The following is a 17,010-nucleotide window of genomic DNA, read 5'->3' as shown; positions in this document are numbered from 1 at the left end:
ACACAGAGTTCCATAGAGAGATTTTGCTCTTCTACGGGGATTTAAAGGGATTACCGATTCCGTGAAAATCCGTGCAATTCGTGTTTAAAAAAAAATCAGTGAAAATCCGTGAAATCTGTGTCAAAAATCTTGCGTTTAAATTACGTGATTTAATTATTTTTTTCCTGAACTACTAATCCCTAACCCGCCCGTACCGAAAAGGCACGTTCGGGCGGGTCCCTTAAACCTAATCCCTTCATCACAGGCTCTTATCCGGCGCCGGAATACTCGCATGAAAATCTGAAGCGATGCGTTGTGTATAATTATCCAGCAATTCCATAACTCGGTCGCTACTGTCAGATACCACTATCATCCCGATATGCCATTTTTTATCCATTTTCCAGACGATTTCAGGATCGTTAAAGCTCGACGTATCTGGATTCTCGAATTTACTCAAAGACACGACGATACCGGCATGTTGATTCTTAACTTTTGGCAGAGTATAAGTTTCTTTTCTAAGCGTTGCCGATTCAATTCGTGCCCATTCGCCCCAGAGATTGATTCCAGAAGCAAATTCCACCATTTCAGCTAAATTAGCACCGCCGACTCTTGAAGAGGTTTCCAGAAAAAACAATTCGCCAGTTTCTTTAGAAGCAATAAACTCTGTATGCGAAGCACCCAACTGCATCCCGAAGGCTTTCATGACCTCTGCATTCATTTTGGTCAGCGCTTTATCTATTTTGGAACCTATTTCGCAAGTTGCCGATCTAAACACTCCGCCCCCATGCGCCACTTCAAACGGTGTATCCAAATATTTGCTTGCACGGGCGAAAACGACTTTACTGTCAACAATCAAACTATCCACATGATACACATCTCCAGGCGCAAATTTCTCGATCAAGTAATTATCGCGTTCATCTTTTAATACATCGATAATTTGCCACAGCTCTTCCCTACTATTGATTTTTCGAATTCCAGTTGCCGATGCTTCCAAACGTGGTTTTAATAACCAAGGCGGACTCACACGATCTGCATAGGCATTGATATCCACATCATGGAACAAGGCTGTAAACTCAGGCACATTTATGCCTTCTACCTGCGCTTTTGTACGCATCGCCAATTTATCCCTAAAATAATGCGAAGTCGTCCGTCCCATTCCAGGCATTCTGAAATGCTCCCTCAAAAGTGCTACTTTTTCAACATCAAAATCGTCCAAGGCAACAAAACGGTCAAATTTTATAGTCCTGAATTTATAAGCTATACCTTTGGTGACGTCATTTTGGTTCCAGTTGTCCACATAAAACACGTCATCAATGGCTTCCCAAGGCCAAACCTCATGTTCCAGCTTCTTTTTGGTCAAAAGATAGACGTTATTCCCTTCAGCTTTGCAGCTTTTAATGAAATCAGCGCCTTTATGATACGTGGTTACGCATAGAAAATTGAGTGGTCGTTTATTTGACATAGTTTTAATGCAGTTTGGATAGCGGAGCTTTGAACATCAAAAACCAAAAAATGATTTAAGATTTAAAAAAGTGAAGCTAAATGTTATATGATCTATATTTTGATACAAAATACAAAATAAAGGCTTAATTCCCTGATATCTTCTTAATATAATTTGTAATTAATTGCACCCCAAATCCACTGGCACTTTTCATTTTGGAATAGGGCGAATCGCCAAAGGATACCCCCGCAATATCCAAATGCATCCAAGCTTTGTGCTTATCCGTAAATGCTTCTAAGAATTTAGCAGCGGTGATGGCACCTGCAACGGGCTTTCCACTATAATTTCGTAAATCGGCAATATCACTGTGCAGATCACTTTCGTAATCGGTAAACAATGGCAAGGGCCAAACACGTTCATTAGTATCAAAACCTATTTTGGAGAGGTCTTGGGACATCTCCGTATTGTTGGTGAACATTCCGGCGGCGGTATAGCCCAATGTTTGCACGACGCTTCCAGTCAAGGTTGCCAGGTCGATCACTTGTTTTGGTTGAAATTCCTTGATGATATAGCTCAAGCCATCTGCCAATACCAATCGGCCTTCAGCATCGGTATCGATGATTTCAATAGTCTTTCCTGAATAACTGTTGATCACATCTCCAGGTCTGTAGCTATTACTGTCCACCGCATTTTCTGCGGAAGCGACCACGCCTACAATATTGATGTTAAGCTTTAGTTTTGCCACCAACTCCACCACGCCCAACACGACTGCGGCACCGCCCATATCGCTTTTCATATAGTGCAAATTGGTAGAAGATTTAATGGACAGACCACCGGTATCAAAGGTGATACCCTTGCCCACCAAACCAATATCCACACCACTGTCCTTTTTTGGCATGTATTCCGTAACGATGACTACTGGTGGATTGACACTACCCTGACCAACGGCCATTACGGCATCAAAACCTTGTGCTTTGAGTTCCTTTTCGTGCAGAACAGTACATTTATAATTCGAATTTTTCGCGGAATCTTCAGCCCATTTGCCCAGAAATTCCGGTGTTTTCTGATTAGCGGGGGCATCTACCAAGGTTTTAATTCGATTGATGGTCGCACCAATGGCTTTTGCTTCTTTAAGTATATTTGTAATGTCTTTTGAATTGACAACCTCAAAAGTAATGGCATTGACCTCGTCTTTCTTTGTTTTAAAACTACCGATGTCGTAGGCCGACATTTCAAGTCCAATTAGTGCTTTTTGGAGTTCTGCGTCCGACAAATCGGCCGTAACCACCTGAACAGTGGTTTTCCAATACTTTTTATAGTCAAAACTCAGCTTTCTAAAAGCTTCATCAATTTTTACGGCATCCTTTTCTTCTCCCAAACCCAATAGATATACTCTATTGCCTTTGGGCCCATACAGCATTTGAACAGTCGAGAACTCACCATTAAAATCAGGTTCTTCGATCGCTATAAATTGTTTGAGATGATCCAATTGGTCTTTCCTACAAGGCACAATCACATCTTGATGTGTATTAACTTTTGAAACGTGTTTAAAAATCATAGTATTTAATTAAAATAGAGCCATTTGACGGCTTTTGGAAACTCATGTCTCCAATATATTTCGGCGTGGACGCCAATTTCATTGAGCGAGAATTTAAATTCGATGTCGTGGTTTTCCTCCATTTTCTCCCTAAAGATAGCCTCCAATCTCTGGGCATTTGGCAAATGTTCATTGCTTTCCATACCACCGGAATAGAGGTAAATTTTTGATTTTCGTAAAGGCTTAAATGAGGTGGTCTGGTTAAATATGGTCTTTGAAATCCACAGACTTGGCGAAAAAATCATCATCTTTCCAAACACTCCCGGATTTTGAAGTCCTGCATATAAACTGATCAATCCGCCCAAAGAACTGCCGCCGATACCTGTGTTTTCAAAATCGGTAAGTGTTCTGTAATTCTTGTTGATATAGGGAATCAATTTCTCGATGATGAATTGGATATAAAAATTGCCTTTTCCTTCGCCATAACGTGGATGGTAGTAAGGCAGATATTCGTTGATCCGCTCATGATTACCGTGGTCAATGGCAATAATGATGATGTCACTAAAGCCTTCCTGCGCCAATTTCTCCAAAGATTTATCGATAGCCCAATCGCCAAATGGCGCCATGGGATTGAACAAGTTCTGCCCATCCTGAAGATAAAGCACGGGATAGTGCTTATCTGTCGTATAATAGTCGTGGGGCAATAAGGCTGAAATCTTACGTGTGGCCTTCAAATGCGGGATCTCATACGCTTCTTCAATAACCTTTATAATGGGTCTAAACTCCGTCACTAGCATCTAAAATTGTTTAAAAAAACGAAATTACATTTTTATAGATTTATAAAACAATAAATCATCATAATATATTAACAAAGATGTGACCAGTTTGTGATGGCATCGGCTTTGGAAACTACAGATGGACCTAAATGATTACTCTAATAAGATCGATTGTAGGACCAATGTGTCATCCACAAACGTACATCATTTCAATATATATTATCTTTATGGAACTCTAATCAAAAAGAACGCATGAAAGCCATACATATTACAAAATCTGGGGGACCTGAAGTATTACAATTGCAGGAAACCCCAAAACCCCAACCGGAAAGACATCAAGTATTAATCAAAGTAAAATCCGCAGGCATCAATCGGAGTGATATCAATACCCGAGAAAACATGGCCGCCTATGGCAAAGGAGCATCAGGAACCTTGATTCCAGGCTTGGAAGTTTCAGGAGAAATAGTGGAAATCGGCATGGCCGTAAAAGATAAACAGGTTGGCGATAGAGTCTGTGCCCTAATCCCCAACGGTGGCTATGCCGAATATGTTGCTGTAGATAGTAGCCATTGTCTATCCATACCGGAAGGCATCAGTTTAATAGAGGCGGCCGCCATTCCGGAAACTGTTTTTACGGTGTGGTTCAACGTCTTTCATCTGGGCCAACTTAAGCCTGGAGAGAAATTATTGATCCACGGCGGCACGAGCGGCATTGGCACCATAGGTTTACAAATGGCCAAAGCCTTAGGCTCCATAGTTTACAGCACCGTGGGAAGTGATAAAAAGATGGCGTTTTTAAATGAAATGAACCTCGGAACGGTCATCAATTACAAAAAGCAAGCCTTTGAAACGCTTTTAAAAGATGAAAAAATAGATGTCATCTTGGACATGGTTGGTGGAGACTACACGCAAAAGAATCTTGATATTTTAAATGACAAGGGCCGTCTCATCAATATCAACGGCATGAAAAGTATGTCGGCCCAAATTGACCTGTTCACGGTGATGCGCAAAAATCTGACGCTGACCGGAAGCCTCTTAAAACCCCAATCAGATCACGTCAAAACCATGATTGCCAAAGCGGTGGAAAAAAATATATGGCCGCTCTTTAGTTCTAAGCAAATTGAACCTGTCATTTACAAAACCTTCCCATTAAAGGAAGCGTCAGAAGCCCATCGTCTGATGGAAACCAGCACCCATATTGGAAAAATCCTATTGACCATGGATTGAACCGTTTCAGCTTAAGTCCCAATGGCTTCCAGCTCCAAAAAATGCAGGAATCTTCTAATAGCTGCCCTTCATTTAATGTTGGGTTATTTGTATGTTTGCCGTTAATTTTTTTTTACAATGCAAAACCTACTCAACTTTTTAAGCAACGGACAATCCCTATTTATCAACTTTATTCGCATCGCTATTTGTATTGTGATGGTGTGGATTGGTGGTTTAAAAGTCTTTCAATATGAAGCAGACGGCATCGTGCCTTTTGTAACCAATAGCCCTTTTATGAGTTTTTTCTATAACCATACCAACGACACGGCAGTCAATGCCGAAGGCAAAACGGTGGCAGCCTATCATCTGCATAAAAACCCTGAAGGCAAGATGGTCGCGAAAAATATCGCATGGCACGAATCTAACGGCACCTACCTCTTCTCTTACGGATTGGGTACCGTTATTGTGATTTTTGGCATCTTAACCCTCTTGGGCATCTGGTTTCCTAAAGTCGGACTCTGGGGTGGGCTGCTCACCTTTGGGATGTCCATTATCACCCTAACCTTTCTCATCACAACGCCTGAGGTGTATGTACCGAATTTAGGCGGCGATATGCCCACCCCTTTTTATGGTTTTCCTTATCTCTCTGGTGCAGGACGATTGGTCTTAAAGGATATTATCATGATGGCGGCTGGATTGATCATTGCTTCAGACTGTGCCCAACGCATAAATGCTGCGCGTAAAGTGCCATCCTAAAAAACACAGCACCAAGTTTTTTGTACAGAATATATCGCATGAAAACATATAAAGCCAAGAGAAAAGGATTGATCAATTACCTATTGATTGGTGCGGTGCTATTGCCCATTGCCATCTTCTTTCTCGATAAAGATACCTTTACCAAAAACCCATTTATTCTTTTGCCTTTACTGAGTCCGTTAGCGCTGATAGTTTGGATCTATTTTGATACGGTTTATAAAATTGAGAAGAACCAATTAATTTACCGTTCTGGGTTTTTAAGAGGACGCATAGAAATTCCCAAAATCAAAGAAATAGTGATCGGCAAAACGATGTGGAGCGGGATTAAACCAGCCATGACCACAAAAGGATTGATCATTAAGTTCAACAACTATGACGAAGTCTATATTGCGCCAGAAAACAATGACGAATTGATTGCCGACTTGTTAAAACTTAATCCTGGAATTAAAATCGCCGAATAGCTCCAGTAGCATAAACACCCAGGATAGCAGTTATGGCTGCACTACTTTACAATTTTTCTATAATCAAATAATTCAACTCAGCAGATTTTACCAAGTAGTTTTGTATTTTTAAGGCTTTGTGACGAGGCATGTGTCAGCATTTTGGCAAACACAAGTCTTCATATATCTGAAAATTCAAGCCATAATGAAGCATACCATTTCAATTATACTCGCCGTTATTTCTATGAGCTGCCTTTCTCAGACAAAAAAGAAATACAATTTAGATTTTGAAACATACAACCCACGTTATTTATTTGCTAAAGATTGGATGGATTGGGGCGATCATTCATTAGAGGTAGACACGCTCACAGTTCATTCCGGTAACTATTCAGGAAAAATCAAATCAAGAGACAATGGCACTTATGGTGTTATTGCTTATGAAATTCCAGCCAATTATACTGGAGACTCTATAACCCTTGAAGGCTATATGAAAATTAGAAATGTGGAAAATGGCTATGCTGGATTATTATTAAGGATAGATGGTAATAACACACCTTTAGCCGGTGAAAATATGGAGAACCGGAACATTAACGGCACTAAAGATTGGCAGAAACTTTCGATCACCTTAACCTATCCAGAAGAAGCGGAAACCATTATAGTTGCAGGAATCATGACTGGTACAGGAGAAGCATGGTTTGATGATTTTGTTTTGACAATAGACGGTCAAGATATTCAAGCCTTAAAGGAAAAAGAGAAACCTATTTACAAAGCGGCACTTGATAAAGAATTTGATTTAGGTTCAAAAATCGAAGTTTCAAATCTCAATGATGCACTGATCACTAACTTAGAATTGTTAGGTAAGGTCTGGGGCTTCTTAAAATACAATCACCCAGAAATCGGTAAAGGAAATTACAATTGGGATTTTGAACTTTTCAGGATGCTTCCAGAATATATGAGTTCAAAAAACACGAACGAAAGAGACCAATTATTACTTAAATGGATCTCTAAATATGGCGCCATAGAGACATGTACAACATGCCAAGAGACTTCAAAAGACGCTGTTTTAATACCAGATCTGTCTTGGCTCAATGAGTTTGGGCTCAACACTGAATTAAAAAACAAATTACAGGAGATCTATCAAAACAGGTTTCAAGGACATCACTATTATATAGGAAAGGCTTATACGGGGAATGCTGAATTTTTGAATGAAGACGAGTATTACGCGATGGCCTTTGAGGATGACGGATTTAAACTACTGGCGTTGTATCGCTATTGGAATATGATCCATTATTTTTTTCCATATAAGCACTTAACGGACAAAGATTGGAATCGGGTTTTAAAAGAATACATTCCGATTTTCGTCAATGCGAAAAACAAATTGGACTATGAATTGGCGTGCATTCGACTTATCGGTGAGATCAATGACACGCATGGCTTCACTTATGTAGGTTTTAATAACGTTCAGAATATCAGGGGCATGTTTTATCCACCACTCAAAGTAGAATTCATCGAAGGGCAACTCGTCGTGACCGATTATTACAATCCCGAACTAAAAACCGTCGCAAAACTTAAGATCGGAGATGTCATCACCGCCATAGATCATAAACCCATACAAGCTATTATTGATAGTGTTGGTGCTTATTATCCAGCTTCAAATAGGGCGGCGAAATTGAGAGATATTTCCCGAGATATTTTACGCTCCAACAAAAAGGACATCCGTGTGGATTATATTTCAAATCACGAAACAGATCAACATCATTTGCCGCTTTATAAGCAGGAAGATTTAAACATGAGATGGTATAAATGGAATTCTGATAAATCTTATAAATTTATCACACCTAATATTGGCTATATCACCTTAGAGTTCATCAAGAAAGAGGACATACCTGAAATAAAAGAGATTTTTAAGGACACCAAAGGTATTATTATAGATATTCGGAACTATCCGTCGGTATTTGTCCCTTTTTCATTAGGCTCCTATTTCGTTTCATCAACAACACCTTTCGTGAAATTCAGTAATTTTAATCGTGATCACGTCGGTGAATTTACTTTCGCACCAGCCTTGGAGATTCCCAAAGGTGATGTAACCTACAACGGTAAATTAGTAGTTCTGGTAAATGAAACCTCACAAAGCCAGGCCGAATATACAACTATGGCATTTAGAGCTGGAGCTAACTCCATCATTGTAGGCAGTACCACCGCTGGATCAGATGGCAACGTATCTTCCATATATTTACCCGGTGGGTTGCTCACCAATATTTCAGGCATAGGTGTTTATTATCCTGATGGGACAGAAACCCAAAGGGTCGGTATCATCCCTGATGTCGTCATTAAACCAACCATAGAAGGCATAAAACAAGGCAAAGATGAATTGTTGGAGAAAGCGATCGAACTCATAAATGAATAACAACTTTTAGAGCGGTTGATATCCCATAAGTTAGTCTTGGTCATTATTTATTTGAAACATCAAATAATAGGACATGGCAGATTTTACCAAGTAGTTTTGTATTTTTAAGGCTTTGTGACGAGCCATTTGTCGGTCTCCAAAAAAACCAAACCAAAAAAAACACATGAGCATCACCTTTGCAATCATCCTCGGCATCCTCACCTTATCCATATTGGCGCCTTTTATTGCACTTTACGCCGTCTCCTTTATCAAGAAGAAGGACTATCCAACCCACATCAAGATTCAAAAACGCCTCTTTTGGACCTGTGTGATTGCCGTGCTGATTCTCGAAATTCAGATTCGGGTTGCGGGAGGTTCGGGAAGTTTGGTCTCCAATAGCGCCTATACCGGAACGCCATTTTTCAAGTCGGTGTTGACCGCGCATATCATTGGGGCGGTATTGACCTATATTATTTGGGGGATTACGATCTTTACCTCCAACAAAAAATATAAAAAACGTAAAACATTGCCAGGCAGCTTTTCTATCACCCATAAAAGATTAGGATTTATCACCATTATAGGACTGTTTTACACCGCCATTACGGCCTTGATAGTTTGCACCTATGCGTTTTTCTTATGAGCCCATGCATTAACAATATTAACTTTACAAAAATGATTTACCCTCACCTGCTCCCCTAAATCAAGAGCGCGTTCAATCACAAAAGACACAATCATGATATTTCCAAAAATAGAACACCTCATTGCCCAATTAAAGCCAGAAACAATTACAGTCGCACGCACAACCCTCTTACAGCCTTTGGTGGCCTATATTCAGGCGAAAGTCGATCAGAATCAAGTGGTGAACTTACATTTTATCTGCACCCACAATTCGCGACGAAGCCACTTATCGCAAGTTTGGGCGCAGACCATGGCCCATCATTTTAAGTTGAAAAATGTGTACTGCTATTCCGGTGGTACAGACAGCACGGCTTTGTTCCCCATGGTGGCGGAGACCTTGCGGAAGTCTGGTTTTCAGATCGACAAGCTTTCCAAAGGCAAAAATCCCATCTACAACATCAAATACGCAGCCAACGCCCATCCCATTATCGGCTTTTCAAAACGCTTGGAGGACGATTTTAATCCAACCTCTGAATTTGCCGCCATCATGACCTGCGATTCGGCCAATGAAGCCTGCCCATTCGTACCCGGTTCTGAGGCACGCATCCCCATCACCTATGCCGATCCGAAGGCCTTTGATGATACGCCACAACAGGCCGAAAAATATCAGGAACGAAGTTTACAGATTGCCACCGAATTGTTTTATGTATTTTCACAAATCGGCAGCAACTCATGAGAGCATCCCAAAACCGAAGCGCGTCCATAATTTATAAAACCGATATCTAAAGTGAAAAGTTACGATCTCATCATCATTGGCGGCGGACAAGCAGGACTTTCTGTGGCGTACTTTTTAAGACGAAGCGGTTTGGACTATCTAATTTTAGATGATCAAAAGGAATCTGGTGGTGCCTGGTTGCACTATTGGGACAGCTTAAAACTATTCTCTCCTACCGATTACAGTTCCCTGTCCGGGTGGCAGATGCCAGACACAGACCACGAATACCCGCTAAGGGATGAATTTATCGCCTATCTCAAAGCCTACGAAGCACGTTATGAGTTTCCGGTGCAAAGAAATACCAAAGTCGTACAGGTCACCAAGCAAACCGATCTTTTTAAGATGGAAACCAATCAAGGAACTCTCTATGCCAAGACCGTGGTCAGTGCTACGGGAACGGCTAAAAATCCGTACCTCCCCCACTACCCCAATCAGAAGGCCTACCAAGGTGTGCAACTACATACGGCCGACTATCGGAATGCCGACGCTTTTAGAGATCAAAAAGTCATGGTCATAGGCGGCGGGAACTCCGGCGCCCAGATCCTTGCGGAAGTTTCAAAAGTGGCGGACACGACCTGGGTCACTTTGGATCCCCCGCGGTTTCTCCCCGAAGATATCGACGGCCGCTACCTGTTTCATCAAGCCAATGCCAGTTTTTTTGACGAGACCACCGACTCCTTTAATCGGCGGGTGTCCTTAAGTGACATCGTCCTTGTAGAAAGTGTGGTCGATGGTATAGAGCGAGATGTTTACCACGCGGTCAGACCCTTTGCCTCGTTTTATAAAGACGGGGTGGTTTGGGACAATGGCAAGAAGGAAGCTTTTGACGCCGTGATCTGGTGCACCGGTTTTAAACCCAACCTCAAACATTTGAAAACTTTGGATGTGGTGGAAGACCATCGCATCGGCACCAAAGGCACCCGTTCCCTGAAAGAACCTCGGCTTTGGTTGGTGGGCTATGGCTATTGGACCGGCTTTGCCTCTGGCACCATCTACGGCGTAGGGAAAACGGCGCGGGATACTGCGAGGGAGATCAAAGCGTATTTTAAAAAGTGATCTTGATTTCGGGATGTCTTCTTTATTTACCAATGTAGCAAGGTTATGGATGTTTTTAAAGAACTTTCTCCGCTTGCGTTTGACAATGGTTTGGGTTCTTTAAATGCTGTTTCTGGGGAGGAATGTGATCGAATTTTGGGAGATAACTAAGGAAAACAGGGTTTTGAGAGTGAAATATACGTAGTTCTACTTATTGGAAAATTGGGGGAAAGGTGGTAGATTGGGGTTGAGAATTTGGAGCGAGATTGTTAAACAACAAAAGTGGCTTCTATTGGCGCAAAAAGGGCAGATATGATTACTCTTTGTACTTGCAAATGTAAGTTCCATGCCATGCGAAAAATAGCCAATCGCACAAATAGCACATTAGATTTTGTCGACACAAAGCAAAAAACCAAAAGAGCTACTTTTTACCACCGCTCTGACAAACAATAAACAAAATAAATTATAAAAATGATAACCAAGCTTAACAACTTCACTCACAAGTCTTTTATTGGTTACACAAATCCTAATGATTTACTTTTTCGTGCCAAAAACATTTTATTTGGTTACAATGGAAAAGGAAAAAGTTCTATTGCCATTGGCATTAAGGATGAATTTCTAAAATACACAACCAAGAAGCCAGAGAATCTTAGAATTTTCGATAGAGATTACATTTCAAATTCACTATTACTTGAAAATTCGGATGGTAAAATTAAAGGAGTTGAAGCAAGTTTTGGTAAAGGTGGTGTTGATATAGAAATCAAGATTAAAGAACTTGAAAAGTTAATAATCAAAGAAGATGAAATTGGAAAACTTGATACGGTTATCACCAAGTTACGCAAAGAAATTAGAACTGAAATAGACAAAATTCACGATAGACGAAAGGGCGAAGCTAATATTCAAAGAAAGTCCAAAGATGAATCTGTTGAGCGAGTTATTGAACTTTACAAAAAGGATTTTCAGGATGCTAAGAAAATTGAAGCAGATGACGAAAAATTGATAAAGATAAATGGCGACAATGCAATAGAAAAACAAATTGAACAAAATGAAAATTTAAAACCGTTAAACTTATTAAAAATTCAATCGCCTCTAATTGAAGAGGTAAAAGTAATATTCAAAGAAGAATTTGGAGAAGATATTTCAATCCCAGAATTTGAAGTTGTTCAATGGATTGAATCAGGTTTGAAACTTCACAAAGAGGGCGACAACTGCAAATTCTGTGATAATAAGCTAGATTTTTTAGATGTCAAGTCTAAAATAGCCGAATACAAGAAAAACAAACGTCATAAAGCAACCGATAAACTAAAGCAACTCAGAGAACAGCTTCAAAGCTTTTTAGAGAGTCTCAAAATTATTGAGAAAGAATCCAAAACCTATTCTACCAATATTGGCAATGAGATAGAGCAGAATTTTTCTGCAATTTCAGAAATGAAAAGCACTATTGAATCTCTTATAACTTCGTGTCAAACTAAAATTGATAGCATTGAAAATCAACAGGATTTCGGCTTTGAACTTTTAGCAGAAACCTCGAAAGTGATAGAAGAATCAATATCAACTATCTCAAAAACTAAAAATGAACAATTATCGGAGTTAAGAAAGAAAAAAAACAATCTGACCACATTAGTAAAAGGTGCAATTGGCTTGGAAATTCTAAAATCAGTCACTATAAAAGATAAGCTAAAGGAGGTTAAAGACAAGGAAGTTGACCTTAAAGAAAAGCGAGAGAATAACAAGAAGAAACATCGAGAAATTCAAAATTTAAAGCAACAAAAAAGTCTTACAAAAGATTTTGCTGATTTTGTTTCTCAAATTCTGAATGACATAAATATGTCGCTTAAAGTTTCTCTCGATACAGATAACCGAAACTACATTATCAAAAGCTCTAATGAAAATGCTACACTTACAATTAGAGATATTAGCGAAGGGGAAAAAAACCTTTTAGCATTATTGTTTTTCTATTATGAACTTTTTGCTGATAACAAACAACAGAACATAAAACCAGTAATTGAACTTATTATAGTAGACGACCCAATTTCAAGTATGGATGATTCAAATAAGTTTTACATTTTAGAACTTATGAAGAACCTTTTGGAACTTCAAAATCAACAGATATTCGTTATGACCCATTCTTGGGACGATTACTGTAATTTATCATATGGTAAGGAGAACAATCAAACTTTTACAACTTTAGAAATAAGAAAAAATAATGGAGTAAGTACATTAACCAAATTGTCGAGTAGAGAAAAACCATATAACTATTTGTTTAAAGAAATTTATGAATTTTCAAGAAAAAGCGATGAAGATTTAAAGACAGAATGCCAAATTTATCACTATCCTAATGTAATGCGAAGAATTTTTGAAGAATGGTATGGATTTAAAATTGGAAGAGATTTGAACTTTACAAGTAATCTTCAAAAGCAAATTGAATGTCATTTCGGTATTACAAGTAACAATCAAAAAACAAAACTCGGTCTGTTAATTAAAGTTTGCAATATTCTTTCTCATTCGATAAATGGTTCTATGAATCCCTATGAAATTCATCAATCTGCAAAATATTTGATGAGACTTATTGAAGATAAAGACAAGTTACATTTTGATAATATGAAACCACAATAAAGTTATAAAACGTTAAGCTTTTACATACAGCCCCACACTGCCAAGCCGCTTAGAGCTAAAGCTCAATCCAAAGCTTGTCAATAAGTGTGTCTGACCCCTCGCTGCCGCGAGAGTCCCGCTTGTGCTCACCAACCCTAACGACCATTATAACCCAGGGGATAGCCTAAAAAACACGTCGTTCCATCTATTGGAAAGTTTAAGGAAAGGTAGTAGATTGGGGCCAAGATGGGGAGTGTATATTACTATATTGTGTGACATTAAAAAACGAACTAAATGCAAGAGGATTTATTTGGAAATAGTGTTGATAATCGTGATTCATTTGAAAAAGAGCTATATGAGTTTGATAAGGCAACTTTTGATGAAAGACTTCGTCGACTTAGATACTTTTACAAATACTTTCCTGAATATAATAATATCATGTTTGGGAGTGATGAATCATATCGGATTTTTAAGGAGGTTCAAAGTTGCTTTATAAATGCAGAGGATATTTCAGTAGTCATTTTAGCATTATCTTTCATAGAGCGTAGATTTCAAGAATTGCTACATATTAAAGGTTTTGAAGCAGAATCAAAAGACACTCTTAATAATATTCTTAAGAATTTTAAAGGAAAGTCGGCAATTCCTGATTATTTTTTAGATAAAGTAAATGAGCTAAGACTAAAAAGAAATCCATTTGTACACTTGAGAAATGTTATGGATAAAGACAATTTGTTCTCGAGAAGTATCCTTAAGAATAAAAACACAGAATCAATTCTTAAGAAAGATGCTAAAGATGCGATTTCATTGATGTTTGAATCATTGAAAATAAAAATTCTATAAAGAAATACATTTTATCGCTGACGTTCCATCTCCCCCGTTGAAGCTCGTTTGCAACGAGTGTCATAGACTATATTTCACCCCGTTGGCGCTCCTTTGCAACGAGTGCCACAGCCTATATTTCTGACAAGCTTATCCACACTAAATCCTAATCTTAACCCATAAACCCCGTTGGCGCTCGTTTGCAACGAGTGCCATAGCCCCATCCCAACAATATCATACCCTAATAAGCCCTGACCTAAACCTCTTTAACCCCGTTGGCGCTCGTTTGCAACGAGTGCCATAGCCTATATTTCTGAGAAGCTTATCCACACTAAATCCTAATCTTAACCCATAAACCCAGGATCATCAATTTCAAGTACGCTATGATCATCCTGATAATTCCTTGCGCTTGAGTATTTATAATGTATCGGATCCGTTACCAAACCGACGACGACCGGATTATTGTGAATGTAATTGATCTTTTGCTTTATGACTTTGTCAGTCCAAAGCTCGATAGGCTGGTTATGATGTTGCCAAAGCTGATACTGAGAAACATTACTTGATTTCTTTCCTGCACGCTCCAATAGCCATAATAACCATTCTTTTCGACTTTCTTGGGAATTATTGGCTATAGTTTCAACAAGCTTTTTAGACGTATATTTTTTAAAGTCTCTCAATAATTCCATAGGTCGTTCATTGGATGATCGGAATACCATATGCACATGGTTTGGCATAAAACAATAAGCGTAAAGTTGCATGTCCTTATGTGCCCTACAATAAGTCACACTGTTTGCCAATACGTTAAAATAGACCTGCCTTGTGAATATATCTAACCAATAAACGGTAGCAAATGACACAAAATAGAGACCTGCTTTGTTATGGAATTTATATTTTCTACTCATGTATCTAATATACAACTTGTTTGCATTGAAAAAGTGCTTTGTGGGGCACTCGTTACAAACGAGAGCCAGCAGTGAAAAACGTATGAAAGGTTGGACTGCATTATTATCTGATAAAATTCTATTTGACTTTTTATCTTGGCTATCTTCTGTAATGCCAAGAACGCAGGGTGTTAGCAATATTATAGTTCCTTATTTAATTGATATAAAGAAAAAAGTAATCTGAAAAACACTAGCTTCAATAACTAAGCATTCGAGTGGTAGGTACGACCCTCTCTGGCGCGAGCGACCCGCTCGTGCTCATCAACAACTTCACTTAAGTGGAAGGTGGTAGATTGGAAGTTGAAAACATTAATGCAGAATGGATAGAAGAAAGGAACATACATCTCTATGTTGACATTTCAATTCTCAAACATCTCTCTTTTCCCCCTGACAAACAATAATTATCTTTGTTGGGAATTAAAAAATAAAGTTGTGGCTGGACATAGTAAATGGTCAAATATCAAACGTAGGAAAGGAGCGCAGGACAAAAAACGTGCAAAAGAATTCTCACGTGCAATTAAAGAGATTTATGTTTCTGTAAAAGAAGGAGCTAGTGCCGATCCAGAAGCCAATCCCGCATTGCGTAATGCCATTGCGAATGCTAGAGGGGTCAATATGCCCAAAGATACCATTGAACGCGCACTTAAAAAAGCCAGTGGTGCCGATGCAGAGCATTATGAAGAAGTATCTTTTGAAGGCTATGGGCCTAACGGAATAGCATTCTTTGTGGAATGCACTACCAACAATACCAATCGTACAGTAGCAAATATCCGAGCCATTTTTTCTAAAAACGAGGGAAGCCTTGGAGTGAATGGTTCTGTGGAATTCATGTTTGAAAGAAAAAGCGTCTTTACTATAGAAAAAGAATCAATCCCAATGCCCTTGGAAGAACTGGAATTGGAACTCATCGATTACGGCGCAGAGAATCTCGAATTGGAGGAAGGGTTTTTAACCATCTATGCCGATTTCACCAACTTTGGTAAAATGTCACAAGCATTGGAACAAATGAATATTGAGGTGGTTAACTCCTCTTTAGACCGCATTCCTATGAATACTGTTGCACTCTCAATAGACGATGCAAAGAAAATTTTAGATTTGGAAGAACAGTTTGAAGACGATGATGATGTGCAAAAGGTGTATCACAACCTAGAAATCACGGATGAATTGATTGCCGCTATGGAAGGCGACATGTAACTAGTTTCACCAATCCTTCGGCAGAGGGCTTCAAGGTATCGTAACCTTCAAGTGTTTTCAATAGCATATTAGAAAAATTCAGGTAATAATTTAATTTTAAAAAATGACATTAGAATCTAATGCAGTAATTCAAATTCAAAAACCCGTCAAAGAGGTTTTCGAAGGAATTATAAACCCGGAGATAATGACCAAGTACTTTATCTCAGAAAGTAATGGAAGATTGGAATCGGGTAAAGAAGTTATATGGAAATTTTCTGAATTTGATGATTATTATCCTATAAAGGAAATCAAAATTGAAAACGATCATTCTATCTCTTTCTATGGGATCCAGAAACCCCTGCTATCGCGAGCATCCCGCTCGTGCTCACCTATGGCCTGGCTTTAAAAATACGTAGTTCTACTTATAGGAAAGTTTAGGTTACTTCGGTTCGATTTGTGCCACTGATTTCGGTATCAGAGTGCCAGGCATTTCGGTTCAAACTGTGCCATTTTTGCATGTGTATTAAATCTCA

Annotated in this window: 15 protein-coding genes; 11 read left to right on the top strand and 4 right to left on the bottom strand. The window is 39.0% G+C overall.

What is annotated here, in order from left to right:
* Positions 1–238: 238 nt before the first annotated feature.
* The 3 genes from J4051_RS17520 to J4051_RS17510 all read right to left on the bottom strand — a co-directional run bounded on the left by J4051_RS17520 (position 239) and on the right by J4051_RS17510 (position 3,754).
* Positions 239–1,441 carry an ATP-grasp domain-containing protein gene (locus J4051_RS17520; RefSeq protein ID WP_208235182.1) on the bottom strand — a complete coding sequence of 401 codons (1,203 nt, stop codon included), beginning with the start codon at positions 1,439–1,441 and terminating at the stop codon, positions 239–241.
* Positions 1,442–1,565: 124 nt separating this feature from the next.
* The gene (locus J4051_RS17515) at positions 1,566–2,978 is read right to left on the bottom strand and encodes a leucyl aminopeptidase family protein (protein ID WP_208235181.1); all 1,413 of its coding nucleotides are present in this window, start codon (positions 2,976–2,978) and stop codon (positions 1,566–1,568) included.
* Between the two features lie 5 nt (positions 2,979–2,983).
* Positions 2,984–3,754: an alpha/beta hydrolase gene (locus tag J4051_RS17510; protein WP_208235180.1), complete on the bottom strand. Its 771-nt coding sequence runs from the start codon at positions 3,752–3,754 to the stop codon at positions 2,984–2,986.
* A gap of 231 nt (positions 3,755–3,985) precedes the next feature.
* Here J4051_RS17510 and J4051_RS17505 point away from each other — a divergent pair, with 231 nt between their 5' ends.
* The 9 genes from J4051_RS17505 (at position 3,986) to J4051_RS17465 (ending at position 14,384) form a co-directional block, all read left to right on the top strand.
* Entirely contained in the window at positions 3,986–4,960 is a 975-nt protein-coding gene (locus tag J4051_RS17505; protein WP_208235179.1) for an NAD(P)H-quinone oxidoreductase, read from the top strand.
* Between the two features lie 117 nt (positions 4,961–5,077).
* Positions 5,078–5,695 carry a DUF417 family protein gene (locus J4051_RS17500; RefSeq protein WP_208235178.1) on the top strand — a complete coding sequence of 206 codons (618 nt, stop codon included), beginning with the start codon at positions 5,078–5,080 and terminating at the stop codon, positions 5,693–5,695.
* A gap of 38 nt (positions 5,696–5,733) precedes the next feature.
* Positions 5,734–6,156 carry a PH domain-containing protein gene (locus tag J4051_RS17495; RefSeq protein ID WP_208235177.1) on the top strand — a complete coding sequence of 141 codons (423 nt, stop codon included), beginning with the start codon at positions 5,734–5,736 and terminating at the stop codon, positions 6,154–6,156.
* A 184-nt stretch (positions 6,157–6,340) separates the two neighbouring features.
* Positions 6,341–8,542 (top strand): S41 family peptidase, encoded by a 2,202-nt coding sequence (locus tag J4051_RS17490; protein WP_208235176.1) that lies wholly within the window; start codon positions 6,341–6,343, stop codon positions 8,540–8,542.
* A 163-nt stretch (positions 8,543–8,705) separates the two neighbouring features.
* Positions 8,706–9,161, top strand: a complete 456-nt coding sequence (locus J4051_RS17485; protein ID WP_208235175.1) for a DUF420 domain-containing protein — start codon at positions 8,706–8,708, stop codon at positions 9,159–9,161.
* Positions 9,162–9,254: 93 nt separating this feature from the next.
* Entirely contained in the window at positions 9,255–9,875 is a 621-nt protein-coding gene (locus J4051_RS17480; protein WP_208235174.1) for an arsenate-mycothiol transferase ArsC, read from the top strand.
* A 51-nt stretch (positions 9,876–9,926) separates the two neighbouring features.
* A complete protein-coding gene (locus J4051_RS17475; protein WP_208235173.1) occupies positions 9,927–10,970 on the top strand; it encodes an ArsO family NAD(P)H-dependent flavin-containing monooxygenase in 1,044 nt (347 codons plus the stop codon).
* 450 nt (positions 10,971–11,420) lie between these two features.
* Entirely contained in the window at positions 11,421–13,565 is a 2,145-nt protein-coding gene (locus tag J4051_RS17470; RefSeq protein WP_208235172.1) for an AAA family ATPase, read from the top strand.
* 273 nt (positions 13,566–13,838) lie between these two features.
* Positions 13,839–14,384: a hypothetical protein gene (locus tag J4051_RS17465; RefSeq protein WP_208235171.1), complete on the top strand. Its 546-nt coding sequence runs from the start codon at positions 13,839–13,841 to the stop codon at positions 14,382–14,384.
* Between the two features lie 323 nt (positions 14,385–14,707).
* Here the strand turns inward: J4051_RS17465 and J4051_RS17460 are convergent, their stop codons facing one another.
* On the bottom strand, positions 14,708–15,265 hold the full coding sequence (locus J4051_RS17460; RefSeq protein WP_208235170.1) for a transposase: 558 nt from the start codon (positions 15,263–15,265) through the stop codon (positions 14,708–14,710).
* A 471-nt stretch (positions 15,266–15,736) separates the two neighbouring features.
* Here J4051_RS17460 and J4051_RS17455 point away from each other — a divergent pair, with 471 nt between their 5' ends.
* The gene (locus J4051_RS17455) at positions 15,737–16,498 is read left to right on the top strand and encodes a YebC/PmpR family DNA-binding transcriptional regulator (protein ID WP_208235169.1); all 762 of its coding nucleotides are present in this window, start codon (positions 15,737–15,739) and stop codon (positions 16,496–16,498) included.
* Positions 16,499–16,601: 103 nt separating this feature from the next.
* Entirely contained in the window at positions 16,602–16,883 is a 282-nt protein-coding gene (locus J4051_RS17450; RefSeq protein ID WP_208235168.1) for an SRPBCC family protein, read from the top strand.
* The last annotated feature ends 127 nt before the right edge of the window (positions 16,884–17,010 follow it).

This window comes from Gelidibacter pelagius (assembly GCF_017581925.1).
Lineage (GTDB): Bacteria > Bacteroidota > Bacteroidia > Flavobacteriales > Flavobacteriaceae > Gelidibacter > Gelidibacter pelagius.
Note: the sequence above shows the minus strand (reverse complement) of the source record. Positions and strands in the feature narration are given on the sequence as shown.

Excerpts from the sequence above, each read along its gene's own strand:
- J4051_RS17495 (WP_208235177.1), top strand. The coding sequence starts at position 5,734 with ATGAAAACATATAAAGCCAAGAGAAAAGGATTGATCAATTACCTATTG.
- J4051_RS17520 (WP_208235182.1), bottom strand. The coding sequence starts at position 1,441 with ATGTCAAATAAACGACCACTCAATTTTCTATGCGTAACCACGTATCAT.
- J4051_RS17500 (WP_208235178.1), top strand. The coding sequence starts at position 5,078 with ATGCAAAACCTACTCAACTTTTTAAGCAACGGACAATCCCTATTTATC.
- J4051_RS17460 (WP_208235170.1), bottom strand. The coding sequence starts at position 15,265 with ATGAGTAGAAAATATAAATTCCATAACAAAGCAGGTCTCTATTTTGTG.
- J4051_RS17465 (WP_208235171.1), top strand. The coding sequence starts at position 13,839 with ATGCAAGAGGATTTATTTGGAAATAGTGTTGATAATCGTGATTCATTT.
- J4051_RS17450 (WP_208235168.1), top strand. The coding sequence starts at position 16,602 with ATGACATTAGAATCTAATGCAGTAATTCAAATTCAAAAACCCGTCAAA.
- J4051_RS17485 (WP_208235175.1), top strand. The coding sequence starts at position 8,706 with ATGAGCATCACCTTTGCAATCATCCTCGGCATCCTCACCTTATCCATA.
- J4051_RS17515 (WP_208235181.1), bottom strand. The coding sequence starts at position 2,978 with ATGATTTTTAAACACGTTTCAAAAGTTAATACACATCAAGATGTGATT.
- J4051_RS17490 (WP_208235176.1), top strand. The coding sequence starts at position 6,341 with ATGAAGCATACCATTTCAATTATACTCGCCGTTATTTCTATGAGCTGC.
- J4051_RS17470 (WP_208235172.1), top strand. The coding sequence starts at position 11,421 with ATGATAACCAAGCTTAACAACTTCACTCACAAGTCTTTTATTGGTTAC.
- J4051_RS17510 (WP_208235180.1), bottom strand. The coding sequence starts at position 3,754 with ATGCTAGTGACGGAGTTTAGACCCATTATAAAGGTTATTGAAGAAGCG.
- J4051_RS17505 (WP_208235179.1), top strand. The coding sequence starts at position 3,986 with ATGAAAGCCATACATATTACAAAATCTGGGGGACCTGAAGTATTACAA.
- J4051_RS17480 (WP_208235174.1), top strand. The coding sequence starts at position 9,255 with ATGATATTTCCAAAAATAGAACACCTCATTGCCCAATTAAAGCCAGAA.